Annotated in this window: 14 protein-coding genes and 2 tRNA genes; 10 read left to right on the plus strand and 6 right to left on the minus strand. The window is 60.0% G+C overall.

What is annotated here, in order from left to right; genetic code table 11:
* Nucleotides 1–324: 324 nt before the first annotated feature.
* The 4 genes from AC0JZ4_RS15945 to AC0JZ4_RS15960 form a co-directional block, all read right to left on the minus strand.
* Complete coding sequence (locus AC0JZ4_RS15945) at nt 325–3,240, minus strand: valine--tRNA ligase (protein WP_471887322.1); 2,916 nt, start codon at nt 3,238–3,240, stop codon at nt 325–327.
* A 132-nt stretch (nt 3,241–3,372) separates the two neighbouring features.
* Nucleotides 3,373–4,299, minus strand: a complete 927-nt coding sequence (locus AC0JZ4_RS15950; RefSeq protein ID WP_471887323.1) for a PopZ family protein — start codon at nt 4,297–4,299, stop codon at nt 3,373–3,375.
* A gap of 269 nt (nt 4,300–4,568) precedes the next feature.
* On the minus strand, nt 4,569–5,222 hold the full coding sequence (locus AC0JZ4_RS15955) for a protein-L-isoaspartate O-methyltransferase family protein (RefSeq protein ID WP_471887324.1): 654 nt from the start codon (nt 5,220–5,222) through the stop codon (nt 4,569–4,571).
* A gap of 217 nt (nt 5,223–5,439) precedes the next feature.
* Complete coding sequence (locus tag AC0JZ4_RS15960; protein WP_471887325.1) at nt 5,440–5,637, minus strand: hypothetical protein; 198 nt, start codon at nt 5,635–5,637, stop codon at nt 5,440–5,442.
* Between the two features lie 287 nt (nt 5,638–5,924).
* Between AC0JZ4_RS15960 and AC0JZ4_RS15965 the strand changes: the two genes are divergently transcribed.
* From AC0JZ4_RS15965 to AC0JZ4_RS15980, 4 genes are all read left to right on the plus strand, one after another.
* Nucleotides 5,925–5,998, plus strand: a tRNA-Cys gene (locus AC0JZ4_RS15965).
* A 99-nt stretch (nt 5,999–6,097) separates the two neighbouring features.
* Nucleotides 6,098–6,520, plus strand: a complete 423-nt coding sequence (locus AC0JZ4_RS15970) for a YkgJ family cysteine cluster protein (RefSeq protein ID WP_471887326.1) — start codon at nt 6,098–6,100, stop codon at nt 6,518–6,520.
* A gap of 215 nt (nt 6,521–6,735) precedes the next feature.
* The gene (locus AC0JZ4_RS15975) at nt 6,736–6,993 is read left to right on the plus strand and encodes a DUF982 domain-containing protein (RefSeq protein WP_471887327.1); all 258 of its coding nucleotides are present in this window, start codon (nt 6,736–6,738) and stop codon (nt 6,991–6,993) included.
* A 988-nt stretch (nt 6,994–7,981) separates the two neighbouring features.
* Nucleotides 7,982–8,623, plus strand: a complete 642-nt coding sequence (locus AC0JZ4_RS15980; RefSeq protein ID WP_471887328.1) for an exopolysaccharide biosynthesis protein — start codon at nt 7,982–7,984, stop codon at nt 8,621–8,623.
* A 666-nt stretch (nt 8,624–9,289) separates the two neighbouring features.
* On the opposite strand, the gene AC0JZ4_RS15985 is transcribed toward AC0JZ4_RS15980, so the two are convergent.
* Nucleotides 9,290–9,364: transfer RNA gene (locus AC0JZ4_RS15985), tRNA-Asn, on the minus strand.
* 156 nt (nt 9,365–9,520) lie between these two features.
* Here AC0JZ4_RS15985 and AC0JZ4_RS15990 point away from each other — a divergent pair.
* On the plus strand, nt 9,521–9,874 hold the full coding sequence (locus AC0JZ4_RS15990) for a hypothetical protein (RefSeq protein ID WP_471887329.1): 354 nt from the start codon (nt 9,521–9,523) through the stop codon (nt 9,872–9,874).
* A 40-nt stretch (nt 9,875–9,914) separates the two neighbouring features.
* Nucleotides 9,915–10,157 carry a DUF982 domain-containing protein gene (locus AC0JZ4_RS15995; RefSeq protein WP_471887330.1) on the plus strand — a complete coding sequence of 81 codons (243 nt, stop codon included), beginning with the start codon at nt 9,915–9,917 and terminating at the stop codon, nt 10,155–10,157.
* A gap of 157 nt (nt 10,158–10,314) precedes the next feature.
* On the opposite strand, the gene AC0JZ4_RS16000 is transcribed toward AC0JZ4_RS15995, so the two are convergent.
* Complete coding sequence (locus AC0JZ4_RS16000; protein ID WP_471887331.1) at nt 10,315–11,058, minus strand: cupin domain-containing protein; 744 nt, start codon at nt 11,056–11,058, stop codon at nt 10,315–10,317.
* A gap of 263 nt (nt 11,059–11,321) precedes the next feature.
* Between AC0JZ4_RS16000 and AC0JZ4_RS16005 the strand changes: the two genes are divergently transcribed.
* Genes AC0JZ4_RS16005 through AC0JZ4_RS16020 form a run of 4 tightly spaced genes read left to right on the plus strand, consistent with a single transcriptional unit; the run spans nt 11,322 to nt 14,594 of the window.
* Nucleotides 11,322–12,359, plus strand: a complete 1,038-nt coding sequence (locus tag AC0JZ4_RS16005; RefSeq protein WP_471887332.1) for a cysteine synthase A — start codon at nt 11,322–11,324, stop codon at nt 12,357–12,359.
* A 19-nt stretch (nt 12,360–12,378) separates the two neighbouring features.
* Complete coding sequence (locus tag AC0JZ4_RS16010; protein ID WP_471887333.1) at nt 12,379–13,116, plus strand: alanyl-tRNA editing protein; 738 nt, start codon at nt 12,379–12,381, stop codon at nt 13,114–13,116.
* A 39-nt stretch (nt 13,117–13,155) separates the two neighbouring features.
* Entirely contained in the window at nt 13,156–14,022 is an 867-nt protein-coding gene (gene sseA, locus AC0JZ4_RS16015) for a 3-mercaptopyruvate sulfurtransferase (protein WP_471887334.1), read from the plus strand.
* 8 nt (nt 14,023–14,030) lie between these two features.
* Nucleotides 14,031–14,594 (plus strand): GNAT family N-acetyltransferase, encoded by a 564-nt coding sequence (locus AC0JZ4_RS16020; RefSeq protein WP_471887335.1) that lies wholly within the window; start codon nt 14,031–14,033, stop codon nt 14,592–14,594.
* Nucleotides 14,595–14,637: the final 43 nt, after the last annotated feature.

The raw sequence follows: 14,637 nt of genomic DNA on the forward strand, positions 1-14,637 counted from the left end.
GCCACATTAGAGGGCTGAACCTAAACAACAACTTTCGGCTGTCGGGACGACTGCAGTGCACAATCGTTCAAAATTTACGTAAGCCCCCAAAGGAAGGGATTGGAATCGGCCGACACGAGATGAAAATACCTTCAGACTTGGCAAATCGCAGCCAGGGCTAGAATTATATCTTGTGGTAACACGCCGTTGTGTCATCCGCGCAACAGCACCCTTTTCTCGCCTTTTTGCACCTGCGCAAAGCAATGACGCATTCCGGCGCACGTAAAAATGCCGCATCCGGAAGCCGGATGCGGCATGAAACGAACCATCGGGACGAGTCGAGGATCAGCCGGCTTCGGCAATCCGTGTCAACGCGACTTTAAGGTTGGCAAGCTGGACTTCCAGCTCCGCGTAACGCTCGCGATCGGCAGCAACGACGTCCGGGTCGGCATTGGCGATGAACTTCTCGTTGGAAAGCTTCTTGTTCAAGCGTTCCATTTCCTGTTCGGTCTTTGCCACCGCCTTTTCGATGCGGGCCTTTTCGGCGGCCAGATCGATCAGGTTGCCGAGCGGCAGGCAGACTGTCGCCTCGCCGACGACGATCTGGGCGGCCCCCTTCGGCGCGACACCGGCCGGCTCGATGCTTTCGGCACGGGCCAGACGCTTGATCGCCGCTTCATGACGGCCGAGACGCGCAGTCGTGACCTCATTGGCGCCAACGACAATCAGCGGCGCGGTCGCGGACGGCGGAACGTTCATTTCAGAGCGCGCCGAACGCAGGCCGGAAACGATGTCGATCAACCAGTTGATCTCGTCGGCCGCGCTGTCATCGGCAAAGTCGGCCACCGGCCATTCGCCATGCACGAGCAGACCATCGCGCTCCGCCGTATGCGCCCACAGTTCTTCCGTCATGAACGGCATGAACGGGTGCAACAGCGCGTAGGCCTTTTCCATGACATAGGCCATGCAGGCCTGAGCTTCCGCCTTGGCTGCCTCGTCCTCTCCCATGAAGACAGGCTTGAGCAGTTCGACATACCAGTCGCAGACCTGGTTCCAGACGAAGCGATAGAGACCGCCAGCCGCCTCGTTGAAGCGGTAGGTCTCGATCGCCGTCGTCACCTCGTCGATCGTCTTCGACAGTTCGGTGAGGATCCAGCGGTTGACGGTCAGCTTCGCGTCTTCCGGCTTGAAGCCGGCATTGCGGGCAACGCCGTTCATCTCGCCGAAGCGGGTGGCGTTCCACAGCTTGGTGCCGAAATTGCGATAGCCGGCGATGCGGGCCGGATCGAGCTTCACGTCCCTGCCCTGCGCCGCCATGACGGCCAGCGTGAAGCGCAGCGCGTCGGCGCCGTATTCGTCGATCAGCTCCAGCGGGTCGATGACGTTGCCCTTGGACTTCGACATCTTCTGGCCGTTCTTGTCGCGAACCAGCGCATGGACATAGACGGTGTTGAACGGCTCGACCGGATTGCCTTCCTCGTCCTTCATGAAGTGCATGCCCATCATCATCATGCGGGCGACCCAGAAGAAGATGATGTCGAAACCGGTGACGAGAACATTGGTCGGATAATAGCGAGCAACCTCCGGCGTCTTGTCCGGCCAACCGAGCGTCGAGAACGGCCAGAGCGCAGACGAGAACCAGGTGTCGAGAACGTCTTCGTCGCGGGTCAGGATGTCGCCGGGCGCAAAGTTTTCAAGCTTCTCCTGAACCCAGGCCTTCCACGGACCTTCATGGGCCAGATAGTGCTGAATGGCCGCATCGAGCGCCTCTTCCTCGGTCTTTTCGACGAAGCACTGGCCATCCGGCCCGTACCAGGCCGGGATCTGATGGCCCCACCAGAGCTGACGCGAAATGCACCAGGGCTCGATGTTTTCCATCCAGTCGAAATAGGTCTTGTCCCAGTTCTTCGGAACGAAGTTAGTGCGCCCCTCGCGAACAGACGCGATCGCGGGCTCCGCCAGCGTCTTTGCGTCGGCAAACCACTGGTCGGTCAGCATCGGCTCGATGACGACGCCGGAGCGGTCACCGAACGGCTGCATGATCTTCTTCTTCTCGACATAGGGAATGTCGTTACCTTCGGCATCCCTGATCGTGACGGCAAGCCCCTCGGCATTGATCGTCTCGATGATCTTGGCACGGGCCACCATGCGGTCCAGGCCACGATATTCTTCCGGTACGAGGTTGATCTCGTCGACTTCGGCCTCGCTCGGCAGTTCGCCGGTCCGGGTGATTTCGGCAGCCCTTGCCGCGCATTCGGCATAGGTCTCGCCGTCGGCGCGCATGGCCGCAACCGTATCCATCAGGCGATAGAGCGGGATCCGATTGCGCTTGGCGACCTGATAGTCGTTGAAATCATGCGCGCCGGTGATCTTGACCGCGCCGGAGCCGAAATCCTTTTCCGGATATTCGTCGGTGATGATCGGGATCAGGCGGCGATGTTCCTTCGGGCCGACCGGGATTTCGCACAGCTTGCCGACGATCGGCGCATACCGCTCGTCGGTCGGGTGAACGGCGACCGCGCCATCGCCCAGCATTGTCTCAGGGCGCGTCGTCGCGATCGAGATATAGTCACGCTCTTCCGACAGGATGACGTTACCGTCGGCATCCTTCTCGACATAGGTATAGGTTTCGCCGCCGGCCAGCGGGTACTTGAAGTGCCACATATGGCCGTCGACTTCCTTGCTCTCAACTTCGAGATCGGAAATGGCCGTTTCGAACTTCGGGTCCCAGTTGACCAGTCGCTTGCCGCGGTAGATCAGGCCTTCCTTGTAGAGCGTAACGAAAACTTCGAGGACGGCCTTCGAAAGCCCTTCATCCATGGTGAAGCGCTCACGCGACCAGTCGCAGGAGGCACCGAGGCGCTTCAGCTGGTTGAAGATCAACCCGCCGGATTCGTCCTTCCATTCCCAGACCTTGTCGATGAAGGCCTCGCGGCCCATCTCGCGGCGGCCGGGGAGCTTTTCGGCAGCCAGCTTGCGCTCGACGACCATCTGCGTGGCGATGCCGGCATGGTCCATGCCCGGCTGCCACAGCACGTCCTTGCCGCGCATGCGCTCGAAGCGGACCATGATGTCCTGCAACGTATTATTGAGCGCATGGCCCATGTGCAGCGAACCGGTGACATTCGGCGGCGGGATCACGATGGTGAACGTCTCCGCACCCGGCTTGGCATTGGCACCGGCGCGGAAAGCATCCGCATCGTCCCAGGCCTTTGCGATCTTCGGTTCGACAGCGGCGGAATCGTAGGTCTTCTCGAGCATTTCCTGACCCGTTTTTCTTATGAATGAGATGGTCGGTTGTTAAAGAGATGGGGCGTGATGAGTCAATAAAAAAGCCGCCCCGTCGCCGGAGCGGCCATATTCGATGACGCAAGCGGCGCTCTCAGCGATCCATTAACGACGCGGGCCGCGGGCCACGCGTTCGATTTCCTCGCGCACGAGACGCTCCACCAGCGTCGGCAGATTGTCGTCCAGCCATTCCTGCAGCATCGGCCGCAGCATGTCCTGCGCAATATCCTCCACCGAGCGGCGATCGAGACCATCGAAAACATCGGCAAGCTCACCGAAGGATTTTGCCACCTGCGCACCGGCGGCATCCGAAATCAGTCCGGCGAAGGCGTCGAGCGAGGACGGCTGCTCCACCTTGACCGCAGATTGCGGGGCCGGAAACTGTTCGGCGGCAACCGGCTGGGCGACCAACGGCTGAGTTTCGATGGCATCGGCCTTCTCGACGTCTGCCTTGGGGCTTTCGTCCCTCACCATACTGGCAATATCTACGACGGGTGCGGAACGCGGGCTTTCTTCGGAACCGGCAAAAGACGGACGCAGTTCCGGCATCGGCAAGGAGGCGAGCGGTGCGCTGAATGTAGGCTCCCTGAAGGAAGGTTCCTTGTACGAAGGTATTGCCGCAACCTCCTCCGACTGGCGGAAGTCAACAGAAGACGGCTCGTCAACCCGTGCGACCGGACGCTGCATCGCGATATCCTGATGTCGCGCGGATGCGGCGCGGACACGCGCAGCAACATCGGCGAGCGACAGGGAGCGCTCGGCAGGCACCGCCGTCGGGTCAGGCTCCTGCCTGCTGGAGACCGGCTCCGGCGCGAAGCGGCGCTCCGGCTGCGGCGGCAGGCCTATATCATTGGCAACAAGCTCGGGCGTAAAGCCAACCGCCTCGACGTCGTCCTGATCATCGGCATAGGCCTCGGAGGCGCCATGCAATCCCGCCGCATCGGATGCCGGATCGTTGCTTTCGATGATCCGGCGGATAGAGGCCAGGATCTCCTCCATGGAGGGTTCGCGCGCTACATTTGGCTGAGCCATTTCGTCCTCGTATTCGGCGAGTGCCAGAGACCCCACCACCGGGAGTCGAACTAGCCCTAGTGTAAGGGCTCAGGCGACAGACACAATGAGTGGAAGTCGCCCGACTTTGACCATACACAGATTTTGATTCGATCTGAGTCCCGCGTGCCACAGGGGAGAGCCCACAAGACAAGGTGTCTCGAAGGCTTTCAGGCAGCCCCCATAGAAAAAGGGCGCAGACTGCGCCCTCCCCTGAACCTCAAATCAAAAATCGGCTGCGCTGATTACGATCAGAACACGAATTCCTTGGCCTTGCGGAACCCCGGAAGCGGCTTGACCGACAGGTTGAAGCGTGAGCTTTCGGACATCACGCCGCGCTCTTTCAGCAGCAGCTTTGCCTGGGCGGCATTGCCATAGCCGACAACAGCCACGAGACGGCCACCCTCGGCCATCTGATCGAGGAGCGCTGCGGGAATTTCCTCGACCGCGCCGTTGACGAAAATCAGATCGTAAGGCGCACCAGCGGGATTGCCCTTTTCGAGATCCCCGTGGACGAGATTGAGATTGGGACAGTCGATGGCGCCAAGCGTTTCCCTTGACTTGGAGACCAGCGCGTCGTCGCTTTCAACGGCCACAACGGATGCGGCGAGCTGCGACAGGAGCGCAGACACGTAACCGGTGCCTGCACCGACTTCCAGAACCTTGTCCTGCCCGGTAATCGCCGCCATCTGCAGCAGCTTGGCAAGCGGCGAGGCTTCCATCAGGAAGCGGCCTGGCGCGAGCTCGATATCGGTATCGATATAGGCGAGCACCTTGGACTTTTCCGGCACGAAAGCTTCGCGGGCGACCGTAAGGAAGGCGCGCAGCACGGAATGGGATGTCACGTCAGTGGTCCGGATCTGGTTGTCCACCATCTTCGTCCGTGCGGCTTCGAAATCTATCATGTCCTCGCCTCAAATCCTGCATGCTCGACTTTTCACCTGCTCGTAATACTGGTGAGTGTCGGCGGTTTCAAGACGCCGGACGCAGCCGAACCGCCGTTATGAAAAAATAAAGGCGCCCGAAGCTTTCGCCGGACGCCCATGTTCAGTTCACATTCCACCGCGGCCTTGCGCCGCTCTTGCGGCCAGGCGACGGTTCGCCGGCAACCGCTTGGCTCTTTCAGGAGTGCGCCCGCGGCGCCTCATTCATCTTCTTGGCGAGCAGATAATCCTGACCATAGGAGGATCGCATGCTGGCGCCGGTATCCGCTTCGGCCTGGCGCATGGCCAAAGCTGCGAATACGCCGTCCGGATAAGTGCCTGTTCCCTCGACATCCATGACCGACGGGCGGAAAGCATTGACGAACTTGTTGAACACGAAACCGATCCTCCATTGAACATTGCGAGCCTGAAAGCGAGCGAAGCGCCTTTCGGTTCCACGATCGCCTCAATAAGTTAAAAATTAACCATGATACGTGGCGCCATATGGACGGAGATGTGAAATTTTACCGGCAGTTTCGCCCGATCCTGCCGCCTGCCGACACGCGTCTTCACAACTGTCATGAATGGAACGAAAAAATACGCGACTTACCGATCAAGGCGCTTGCGCCACTCTTCGATTCGTTCTAAACGCCCCGTCACACGCCGCAGATTACTGCACTGGATGGCCTCGTGGCGGAGTGGTGACGCAGAGGACTGCAAATCCTCGTACCCCGGTTCAATTCCGGGCGAGGCCTCCAAATTCTTCTCAATCGTGTGACAGGATTGCAGGCGTTTTACGCCGCTTCAACGATCCGGATTAACCACTCCAATACAATGTTTGGCCGAGCGCGCTCAGCATGACCGTCGACATGGCGATCCAGACGTCCGATACGCCGCAAGGCGACCGCTCCTGCAACGGCTGTACGCTGTGCTGCAGGCTGCCGGACATCGACGCGCTCGACAAGCCCGCCGATACCTGGTGCCGCCACTGCGCCGCAGGAATGGGCTGCACTATATATGAAAGCCGCCCCCAGCTTTGCCGCGACTTCCTCTGTCTTTGGATGACCGATAGCCAGATGGATGACATTTGGGCGCCGTTACGCTCGCATCTGATGATCTATCGCCAAGGCCAGCAGATCACCATCCTGGCAGACCCCGACTTCCCAGACCTCTGGCGCCGGCCGCCCTATGCTTCGCGGATAAAGGCGATGGCGGACGATGCGGCGACATCCGGCGGCTATGTCATCGTCTTCTGGCGCGACGAGATCGTCAAGATTTGAGCAGCAGCAAGCCCCTGTCAGCGACGGCGTCCACAATGCTATTCCTCTCGAGCAGTACGGCCGGACGCCACATCTGACGGGCAGCCTATCGCCATGAATCTGTGGCACGAAACCGCATCAGGCGAATACCGATCACGGTGCTCGAAATATTCGTGAACAGGCGGAACCAAGACTTGGACCATCCGTTACCAGCGCCAGAAATGAAGGTGCGGTTCATGAATGACATCGATATCGACGAGCGAAACGAGTGGCTGGAACCGGTCAGGGTCAGGGTCGGCTACGGCTTTGCCGAAATCATCCGTGGCCCCCGCGAGGCGCTCGACTACCTCAACTGGCGCTGGCCGGTTCGCGACGGCATCTATTACGTGAAAGCATTGCGCGAATGCACCGCATCGCTCGCACGCCAGATCCCGATCGAGAAGGTTCGCGAGACCTTCGTTCTCGCCAGCATCGAGGCAAAGATGCTCGGATAGCGCAAAGCGGCAATCCAGGAGAATCCGGAAGGTTAATATTCGAAATTCCTAATTCATCGACAGTGCGATAACATTTTTTCGATAAACCAAGGACATACAAGCCAACATCCAAGTTTTCCCGGTCCGACATTAACCCGTCATTGACACTTTCCCTTAGGTCTTTCGTTAAGACGGTACCTTATTGATACAGGGGTGCGGCGATGTTGCCGCCCGCCCCATCAGAAGGATCGCCATGACGGCGATGGTCCGAATGAAGCCGAATGTTTCCGACGCGCTCGCCGCGTTCGCGACGATCGTGTCGCTTTGCAGCATCCTCTACGTCCTTAATCTGATCATGGCCTTCTTCTGACTCGGCCAGGCGCAGCCAAATCAAGGCACATGTCCGCCGCGCCGGATGACCGCTGCATACACCCCATAAAGCTGGCATCGATATCCGCGTGGCAGGGAGGCGTATGGCACAGCCCGGCGACCGGATGCGCGGAACATTGAGGCTGCCCGCCCCGACGAGCGGTCGATGGCAGGCTTATGCCGGTACAGGCACCATGTCGCAGCGACAGGGTCAGCCCTGACTGCTATTTTCTTTTTGCCGCGTAAATGATAACGTGAACGTGAACCTTGGTGTGGGAGAGACGCCGGGGAACGTTCATGCGGTAGGAGGAGACCGACATGCAGTATCTGGAATTCATCACGTCCATAAATCCGTTCATCCTCGCGATTCTCGTCGCGGTGATCGCTTGCGGCGTTTACGACCACTGGATCGAAACACACCATAAGTAGTCCTCGTAGCCAGGCAACGCCAGGCAGATGTGCGCCCGCCGCAGACCTGCTCAGCTGCGGGTATCGATGAATGCATTCGCGAGAACCATAGTGTTCAGTCGTCCGTTATCGTCTGCGTCTTGATGTTCGACGATGCAGGATGCGATGCCTTTGCTTGGCCTGCCGATGCTGGTATCCGTTGCCCCTTCATATGCGGCAACGGAGTTATACTTTGCACGAGAACGCCTCCTTCCAGGACACGAGCACTTCACTCAGCGAAACACTGCGGGGCCTCATCAGGGGCATACAGGGACCGACGGTCACGTTGCGCGAACTGATGGAACGGATCGGCGAACAGGGGCTGCTTCTGGTTTGCGCGGTCGCCTCCCTTCCCTTTCTCATTCCGGTTTCCATCCCCGGTGTCAGCACCGTGTTCGGCGCGGCGATTATCCTCATCAGCATCGCCATCACGCTCAACCGCATGCCGTGGCTGCCGAAAAAGATCCTCGATCGAAAGCTCGACACGCAAAAGCTTCTTCCCGCGCTGGAGAAGGGCGCGAACCTCGTCTCCAAGCTAGATCGCTACCTCAAGCCGCGCCTGCAGGCCTTCACCACCGGTGCAACCGTCAACCGCCTCAACGGCCTGGCGATAACGCTTGCCGGCGTGCTGCTGATGTTCCCGCTGGGGCTGATCCCCTTCTCCAATACCCTGCCCGGCATCGCCATTCTGCTTCTTTCAGCCGGCATGCTGCAGCGGGACGGCGCGATCGTGCTTGCCGGCCACCTCTTCAACGTCATCACGATCATCTATTTCGCAGCACTTGCCTATGCCGCGTTCAGCGCCGGCCAAGGGCTGGCGACATTCTTCAGCTGACACCCTGTCCGTTCGCAGCACGCGATCCGACACACTTTCGCATGACCCATTTTCGCGGCCGGCACGTTCGCCCGACATCCCGGCCGCGATGGGACCAGCGACGAAGCTCTCCTGCACAGCCAGCGCACGGCGCCCTGCCCAGCGGCGGAGAATTCTCCACATACCGCCCCCAAGACGCCCCCAAGCCGCCCTAAACACAGGCCAGCCAGACCCGCCATTCCTTGAAAAGAGTGGCGGCTCCCTTTTTATTGCACGTTCAATCTAAGCTGCACGCCCTTCGGAATTCTCGGCTGGCTCAAAACCGATATCTGAACGCGCTCATAGACTTCGCGACGCTCCCGCTCCTGACGTTCGCGCAAAGCGCGGGACGCAGCGACCAATTCCAGGGCCCTCTTTGCGACTTCTTCGGCACTATTCATCTGCACCTCCATCATGTTCACTATATGTTCTATTTATTTCCAGAAATGTCAAGCAGGATCGAATCGGCGCAAATAATAACGGGAAAGATTCGCCGGGAGGCTTTGCGAGCCGGCTTCCGCCAATCGGACCTAGCGCGGATGGAGCCCGCTCCTTGTCCACAGGACCTGACATGAAGATGATTTGAAGTTAAGGCTAAAACGCGAAACGCCTGCTCCTGATTGAACAGGAACAGGCGTTTTCTGAATTTGGCTCCCCGGGCCGGATTCGAACCGGCGACCTGTCGATTAACAGTCGAATGCTCTACCGCTGAGCTACCAGGGAAAAACCGCGTCGCCGCGGCGGTGAGCGGGGTAATACAAACGCTTTCCCGATTTGCCAAGCGCTTTTTCAAAAAAAATCCATTTTGCTTGTTTATTCCACAGGCAGTGCCCATCTTCCTTGGGTGGAAACGCTTGGAAAACAAGGATTTTTGACCTGATGGTCGTAACAGGACAGACGCGAAATTTTGGTATCGATCCCCGAACCGGCCGGCTCCGACTTGGTTCCTGGCACATTCCCATGCCCCGTTCGCGGATCGGACGCATCTGTCTCGGCTCAGCATTGATGGTTGGCGGCGCACTCGGCTTCCTTCCCATTCTCGGCTTCTGGATGTTGCCGCTCGGCTTCATCGTGCTGTCGAACGACATCCCCTTCATCAGGCGTCGACGCCGGCGCATTGCGGTCTGGTGGGCAAAGCGCAAAGGCAGTCGCGGTGGGGCCGCTCGCTCGCCGTCCAGGGCGGACCATGGCAGCGACAAAAAATCCGTGGCGCCCGCGGAACCTCGGGTGTAGGCTGTCAGTTGTGGAAGGCTGATCACTGGGAGGATGGTTCATGCCGCATACAGAATGGCAAAAGCCGGTTCAGGTCGTATTCGCAAATCTCGGCACCGAGGCGATCACCAGCCCCTATGAGGCGCTGGTGATACTGACGGACCGTTGGCCGGATCTTCGCGGACCGCATTTCGTCAAGGCAAGAAGTACATGCCGGGCAGCGCTCGACGGGCGTCGCACACCGGAGGAGGCTCGCAGGCAGTTCGAGCAGGCCGTCAGCGAAGCACAGATGCATGTGAATTGATATATCTGGCGCCGACCGCATCGGTTGGCGCCACTTAAGCCGCCCCGCATCCATCCAAGCCATGCCGCCGCGTTCACAAGCCGGCGAAGAGGATAGATTGTCCTGACGCTCCTGCGGGTTCTGCGACAGGCATGGTGGCTGCCATGCCGCAAAAACGCTATATCCCGAGAATGTCGGCGACGATCCTTACCGTCGAACCGCTGAGCGAAATCGGTGCGAGCAGTACTGAGAAGCAGAGGCACGGGCTCGCCTTGTCGGCGACAGGCCGATGAATGATCGTCTCGTCGGCCACAGATACGGAGCCTTCAGCAAACGCACCCCTATGGTCGTGGAAGGCGCCTTTGAGAACGAGCGTCAGCTCCACCCCGCCGTGACGATGGTGGGGCAGCGCCCTGCCGGGGCGGGCCCAGAGCAGGCTCGCCTCCATGCCGGACGTCTTCTCGATAACGTGCTGCTTCAGGCCCGGAAGTTTGGTTTTCCACGGCACATCCGCAAGGCGACGGCCGGCATAGCCGCGGAGAAAATTCGGCAGGACGGAATCATCATCGATGTCGCCATCGTCAGAGCCATGGGAACCGTTGCCGCCCTGCGCATCGTGGCGCGCGCCGGCATAAAATGTCGGGGCCGGCGCAGCATGCTTTTCAACAGGTCCCTTTTCACCAAGCGGCGCATCGGGATGCGACCGCATGATGGCGTTCAACCGATCCCTGGCAGAAGACAGCTCGATCGGCCTGGCGGCTTCCAGCGCCATGCCGGCGAGTTCATCCAGCTGCCCCGCCAGCCTTCCGGCCTGCGGCTGCATCTCAAGGTGAGAGCCCACGAGGACATGGGCCGGCTCCGGTAGGCAGCCAGCCGTGTAGTGAGCGATCAGGAGGTCGAGCCGTTCTAGGTTGAGCAACATATCTGGCGCGAAATTTATGGCCTGCGGCGTCTAACGTAAAGATGGTAGATTTAAGGGGTTACTCGCTGTATTGCGCACAATGTCCGGACGGCCTCAGGATGGCACTCGCATAAAGGCATTTTTCATTCGAAATCCCGCGGGTCATCGCGCTGCGAAGCAGGTTTTTTCCCATCTCATGAAATCGGGAATGGTTTTTCTTGCGGCTTCACGCTTGTCCATCCAAGACACGCAGCTTAAATCTGCCAAAAAAAGGCGCTGATCTCATGACCTCCTATCCCAACGTCATCGACATTATCGGTAACACCCCGCTGATCCGCCTGAAGAAGGCTTCGGAGCTGACGGGCTGCGAAATCCTCGGCAAGGCGGAGTTCCTCAATCCCGGCCAGTCGGTGAAGGATCGCGCGGCACTGTTCATCATCCGCGATGCGGAGCGGCGCGGCCTGTTGAAGCCGGGCGGCGTGATCGTCGAGGGCACGGCCGGCAATACCGGCATCGGCCTGACGCTGGTCGCCAAGGCGCTCGGTTACCGCACCGTCATCGTCATCCCGGAAACCCAGAGCCAGGAAAAGAAGGACGCCCTGAAACTTCTCGGCGCCGAGCTGGTCGAGGTTCCCGCAGTCCCCTACAAGAACCCCAACAATTACGTCAAAGTCTCCGGCAGGCTCGCCGAGCAGCTGGCGAAGACCGAGCCCGCAGGCGCCATCTGGGCGAACCAGTTCGACAATGTCGCCAACCGCCAGTCGCATATAGAGACGACCGCCCCGGAAATCTTCGAGCAGACCGGCGGCAAGGTCGACGGCTTCATCTGCTCGGTCGGCTCCGGCGGCACGCTGGTCGGCACCGCAATGGGCCTCAAGGCGAAGAAGCCGGACGTGAAGATCGGCATTGCCGATCCCGAAGGCGCAGCACTTTACGAGTATTACAGCCATGGCGAGCTGAAATCGGAAGGCAATTCGATCACCGAGGGCATCGGCCAAGGCCGCATCACCGCCAATCTCGAAGGTTTTACGCCCGATTTCTCCTACCGCATACCGGATGCAGAGGCACTGCCTTACATCTTCGATCTCGTCGAGACAGAGGGGCTTTGCCTCGGCGGCTCGTCGGGGGTCAACATTGCCGGCGCGATCCGGCTCGCCAGGGATCTCGGTCCGGGCCACACGATCGTCACGGTCCTCTGCGACTATGGCAACCGTTACCAGTCGAAACTGTTCAATCCGGATTTCCTCAAGTCAAAAAACCTGCCGTTGCCGCCGTGGCTGACGCAGAAGCGGCATATTCCCGTGCCGTTCGAAACCGTCTGATCAAGCCAGCGAGACAGATATGGCATCCGAACTGCTCTACCGCGACGACTTCACACTGACGACGACGCAAGCGGTCGTCACGGTCGTGCATGAAGATGGCGGAATCGAATTCGACCGCACCTGCTTCTATGCAACGTCCGGCGGCCAGCCGGGCGATACCGGCTTTCTCGACAGGGCGGATGGAAGTCGTATCCTTCTCGGCCAGACGAAGCACGGGGCGACGAAGGATATCGTCATCCATGTGCCGCTCGAGGGTCAGCCGCAGCCGCTGGTCGGTGAGGCGGTGACGCTTGCGATCGACTGGCCGCGCCGCTTCAACCTGATGCGCATGCACACGGCCTGCCACCTTCTGTCCGTCGTCTGCCAGTACCCGATCACCGGTGCTGCCGTCGGCGAAGAGGAATCGCGCGTCGATTTCGACATGACCGACGCCATCGACAAGCAGGATGTGACAGCAAGGCTGATGGCACTCGTAAATGCCGATCACCCCGTATACCTGCAATGGATCACCGACGAAGAGCTGGCGGCCAATCCGGGTATCGTCAAATCCAAGAATGTCCGCCCGCCGGTCGGCCTCGGGCGTGTCAGCCTTGTGTGCATCGGTGAAGACTCGGCGATCGACAGCCAGCCCTGCGGCGGAACGCATGTGGCCCGCACGAGCGAGGTCGGCGCGATCCACATTTCCAAGATCGAGAAGAAGGGCAAGGAAAACCGTCGTTTCCGCATCCGGTTCGGCGAACCCGCGACAGAGGCCTGAGCGATCAGGGCCGCAGACAAGACGTTTGGGAGAGAAAAAATGAGCGACAAGAGCCGTTTCACAGTGTCGTCCGACTGGCTGGCGAACGAACTCGGCGCGCCCGACCTCAAGGTCGTCGATGCGTCCTTCTATCTGCCGGCGCAGAACCGCGATGCGAATGCAGAATATCTTGCCGGCCATATTCCCGGTGCGGTGCGCTTCGATCACGACAAGATCGCCGATCACTCGACCGGTCTTCCGCACACGGTCCCGTCCGCGCAGATGTTTGCCGAAGCCGTCGGCAAGATGGGCATCAGGGAGACCGACCGGGTCGTCGTCTATGACGGCCCCGGTATCTTTTCGGCGCCGCGCGGCTGGTGGCTGTTCCGTATCATGGGAGCAAAAAACGTCTTCGTTCTCGATGGCGGCCTCGACGGCTGGAAGGCCGAAGGGCGGCCGCTCGAAACGGACGTCCCTGCCCCGCAACCGGTGACATTCGAGCCGAAGATCCGCGTCGACAAGATCATCGACCTGCAGACCATGCTCGGAATCATCAGCGACGGCTCGGCGCAGATCGCCGATGCGCGATCCGCCGGGCGCTTTGCCGGCACCGAACCTGAACCTCGTGCCGGCATGCGCTCCGGCCACATGCCCGGCGCCCACAGCCTTCCTTCCGGCAGTTTCTCGGTCAACGGCAAGCTGCGCAGCCTGCCGGAACTTCGCAAGGTGATCGAGGATGCGGGCATCGATTTCGACCAGCCGGTCGTCACCAGCTGCGGCTCCGGCATCACCGCTGCGATCATCACGCTGGCGCTCGAATCGCTCGGCCACGACGACAATGCGCTGTATGACGGATCGTGGAGCGAATGGGGTTCGCGTCCCGACACCCCTATCGTCACCGGTCCTGCTACCGGTGTCGCAAGCTAAGGTTTCCCATGCCCAAAATGAAGAAGCCTGCCCCGATAAAGGTCCATATCACGCAGCTGGCCATGACGGCGGCGCCGCGCAGCAGCCTGCCGGTGCCCGTCAACGTGCAGACGGCGATCATGCGCGCGCCGGAAATTCCGCTCAGCTTCTATCGCTATCTCTACCGGCAGATCGGCAAGCGCTGGCAATGGTACGAGCGGCTGCGGATGACCGATGCGGAACTGACGGCGACGATCCATGCGCCAGCCGTGTCGATCAGCGTGCTTTATGTCGACGGCGCTCCGGCCGGTTTCTTCGAACTTGCCAGACAGGCAGACGATGTTGTCGAACTGTCCTATTTCGGCCTGTTCGAGCGCGCCATGGGGCTGGGCATCGGCAAATGGTTTTTGCTGCAGGCCCTCTATGCGGCATGGCAGGACAACCCATCCAGAGTGACCGTCACCACCAACAATCTCGACCACCCGCGCGCGATCCAGCTCTACCAGATGATGGGCTTTTCGCCGGTCAGCACCAGCGAAGGTCTGATCGAGCCGCTGTCGGATGCGGACATCCTCACGGTGCTGGAGAGCTGACACAGGCATCGTAAACGCAATCCATCCCGCAGCCACCCATAAC

The organism is [Rhizobium] kunmingense (assembly GCF_977018605.1).